2 protein-coding genes are annotated in these 3590 nt (G+C 72.5%); one reads left to right on the forward strand and one right to left on the reverse strand.

The features are described 5' to 3' along the window. Positions 1 to 137: 137 nt before the first annotated feature. Positions 138 to 2738, reverse strand: a complete 2601-nt coding sequence (gene pepN, locus K6I33_RS33145) for an aminopeptidase N (protein ID WP_229358389.1) — start codon at positions 2736 to 2738, stop codon at positions 138 to 140. Positions 2739 to 2861: 123 nt separating this feature from the next. On the opposite strand from pepN, the gene K6I33_RS33150 reads away from it, so the two are divergent. Next, a complete protein-coding gene (locus K6I33_RS33150) occupies positions 2862 to 3503 on the forward strand; it encodes a DsbA family protein (RefSeq protein ID WP_229358390.1) in 642 nt (213 codons plus the stop codon). Positions 3504 to 3590: the final 87 nt, after the last annotated feature.

Consider the following 3590-nt stretch of genomic DNA (forward strand, 5'->3'; position numbering starts at 1 on the left):
GGGAGAGGGGGGTGTTGGGGTTCATGACCCGGCCATTCCCGCTCCCCGGCCGCCCCCTAACCGCTGTTACCGGCCCGTCGTCACTTCATGACAACGTGCCCGGCGGGCCGGTGGTGTTGGGTCGAAACTGCGTCGGATCAGGCCGTAACCGCGTTCGCGTCGCACTCCTGGGCGCGCAGGGCCCGCGCCAGGTCGTCCCGCGCCTCCAGCACCAGCCGCCGCAGCGCCGGGGCCGCGTCCGGGTGCTCCGCCAGCCAGGCGTCGGTGGCGGCCAGGGTCTCCGGGCGGTCCTGGAGCGCCGGGAACAGCCCGCGCACCACGGCCATGGCGATCTCGATGGAACGGTCCCGCCACACGCGCTCGAGCACCTCGAAGTAGCGCGGCGCGAACGGCGCCAGCAGCTCCCGCTGGCCCGGCTGGTCGAAGCCCGCGATGGTGGCCTCGGCCAGGGCGTTGGAGAGCGTGTCGGAGTCCACGACCGCCCGCCAGGCGTCCTCCTTGACCTCCGCGGCCGGCCGGGAGGCCAGGCAGCGCACCTGGTGGCGCTTGCCGGAGGCGGTGTTGTCCCGGGCCAGCTCGGCGGTGAGCGCGGACTCGTCGGCCGCCCCCTGGGAGGCGAGCGCGAACAGGAACGTCCAGCGCAGCTCCTGGTCGACGTCCAGCCCGTCGATCCGGGCGGTGTCGTCCAGCAGCCCCCGCAGCAGCCGCAGGTCGCCGTCGTCGCACGCGTGGGAGGCGAAGAACCGCGCCCAGGCCAGCTGGTGGCCGCTGCCGGGCTCGGCCAGCCGCAGCTCGCGCAGCGCGCTGTACGCGAGCTCCCGGCCGGCGCCCTCGCGGTGGTCCGGGACCACGTAGTGGGTCAGCGCCCCGGTGGCCCACGTCTGCACCATCTGGAGCACGCCGATGTCGGTCTCGGCGCCCGCGAAGCGCTGGACGAGCTCCAGGTAGTCACGGGCGGGCAGCAGCCCGTCGCGGGTGAGGTTCCACAGCGCCGACCAGCACAGGGCCCGCGCCAGCGGGTCGGTGAGGTCGCCCAGGTGCTCGCGCAGGGTGGCCAGCGAGCCCTCGTCGAAGCGGATCTTGCAGTAGGTGAGGTCCTCGTCGTTGACCAGGATCAGCTCGGGGCGCTCGGCGCCCGTCAGCTCGGCAACGACCGTCCGGGGGCCGGTGACGTCGACCTCGGCGCGGGCGTAGCGCAACAGCGGGCCGCCCGGCTCCTCGCGCCGGTAGAGGCCGACGGCGAGGCGGTGGGGGCGCAGCTCGGGGTGTCCGGCAGCGGCCTCCTGGAGGATCGCCAGCTCGGTGATCCGGCCGGCGGAGTCGTAGGTCGCCAGCGGGGTCAGCGCGTTGACGCCGGCCGTCTCCAGCCAGGACCGCGACCAGGCGGCCATGTCCCGGCCCGAGGTCTCCTCCAGCACCTGGAGGAGGTCGGCCAGGCGGGTGTTGCCGTAGGCGTGCCGCTTGAAGTAGCGCCGGGCGCCCTCCAGGAAGGCGTCGCGGCCCACGTAGGCGACCAGCTGCTTGAGGACGGACGCGCCCTTGGCGTAGGTGATGCCGTCGAAGTTGAGCTTGGCGTCCTCCAGGTCGTGGATGTCCGCCGTGATCGGGTGGGTGGAGGGCAGCTGGTCGGCGCGGTAGGCCCAGGCCTTGCGCTGGTTGGCGAAGGTGACCCAGCCGTTCTTGAAGCGGGTGGCCTCGACGAGCGAGAAGGAGCCCATGAAGTCGGCGAACGACTCCTTGAGCCACAGGTCGTCCCACCACTCCATGGTGACCAGGTCGCCGAACCACATGTGCGCCATCTCGTGGAGGATGACGTTCGCCCGGCGCTCGTAGGCCGACTGCGTCACCTTGCCCCGGAAGACGAACTCCTCCCGGAAGGTCACACAGCCCGGGTTCTCCATCGCGCCGATGTTGTACTCGGGGACGAACGCCTGGTCGTACTTCCCGAAGGGGTACGGGTAGTCGAAGCGGTCGTGGAAGAAGTCCAGGCCCTGCTTGGTGACGGTGAAGATCTCGTCGGCGTCGAAGTGGGGGGCGAGCCCCTTGCGGCACAGCGCGCCCAGGGGGACGTCCAGGACGGTCCCGTCGGCGAGGGTGCGGCTGTAGTGGTCGCGGACGACGTGGTACGGGCCGGCGACGACGGCCGTGATGTAGGTGGAGATCGGCTCCGTGGGGACGAACCGCCAGGTCGCCGAGGCGTCGTCCACGCGCTCGGCCTCGCCGTCCTGCGCGCCGTTGCTCAGCGCGGTCCAGCCGGCGGGCGCGGTCACCGAGAAGGTGAAGGGGGCCTTGAGGTCGGGCTGCTCGAAGTTCGCGAAGACCCGGCGGGCGTCGGCGGGCTCGTACTGGGTGTAGAGGTAGACCTCGCCGTCCTCGGGGTCGACGAAGCGGTGGAGCCCCTCGCCGGTCCGGCTGTACGCGCACCGCGCGTCCACGACCAGCACGTTCTCGGCGGCCAGGTCCGCGAGCTCGACGCGCGCGCCGTCGAAGACCTCCTTGGGGTCCAGCTCCCGGCCGTTGAGGGTGACGGCGGTGACGTCGGGCGCGACCAGGTCCGCGAAGCTCGTGGCGCCCGGCTCGGCGCAGCGGAAGCGGATGGTGGCGACGGAGCGGAAGGTCCGCGGCTCGTCGCCGGGGCCGGTCGCGGAGCGCAGGTCCAGCGCCACGTCGTAGGCGTCCACGGTCAGCAGCCGGGCGCGGACGCGGGCTTCCTCACGGGTCAGGTTCTCACCGGGCACGACGCGGCTCCCTCGGCTGTGTCTCGTCTCTCGTCCCATTTATCGAACACCAGGAATCATGGCACGCGGCTCCTTGTTGAATCACCGACCAACCGGCCTGCAGAACCCTCAGAGGAGAACCGCGTGACCGTGGAGAGAGTGACCGCCGACTTCTGGTTCGACCCCGCCTGCCCGTGGGCCTGGCTGACCTCGCGGTGGATGCTGGAGGTGGAGAAGGTCCGGCCCGTGGACGTGCGCTGGCACGTGATGAGCCTGGGCGTGCTCAACGAGGACAAGCTGGACGAGCTCCCGGAGGAGTTCCGCGAGGCGATGGCCCCCGGTGGCTGGATCTGGGCGCCGGTGCGGGTGTGCGTCGCGGCCGAGCAGCGGTTCGGCGGCGAGGCGCTGGGCCGCCTCTACACCGCGCTGGGCACCCGCTTCCACAACCAGGACCAGCCGCGCACGCGCGAGACCATAGTGGCCGCGCTGGAGGACGCGGGCCTGCCCGCCGACCTCGTGGAGGCGGCGGACACGGACGAGTACGACAAGGCGCTGCGCGCCTCCCACCGCGAGGGCATCGAGAAGGTCGGCCAGGACGTCGGCACGCCGATCGTCTCCGTGCCCGGCGCGGACGGCGCCGAGGTCGCCTTCTTCGGCCCGGTCGTCACGCCGGCGCCCAAGGGCGAGGCGGCGGCGCGGCTGTGGGACGGCACGCTGCTGGTCGCCGGCACGCCCGGCTTCTACGAGATCAAGCGCACCCGGACGGTCGGGCCGGTCTTCGACTGACGCGGTGGCGCCGGAGGGGCTGAATCAGCCCCTCCGGCGTTTGAGGAGCGGGGGTCCGGGGGCGGAGCCCCTGGCTGGGGGCACCTC

Origin of the sequence: Streptomyces sp. UNOB3_S3 (assembly GCF_020740895.1) — a bacterium.
In the GTDB taxonomy this organism is placed as follows: Bacteria; Actinomycetota; Actinomycetes; order Streptomycetales; family Streptomycetaceae; genus Streptomyces.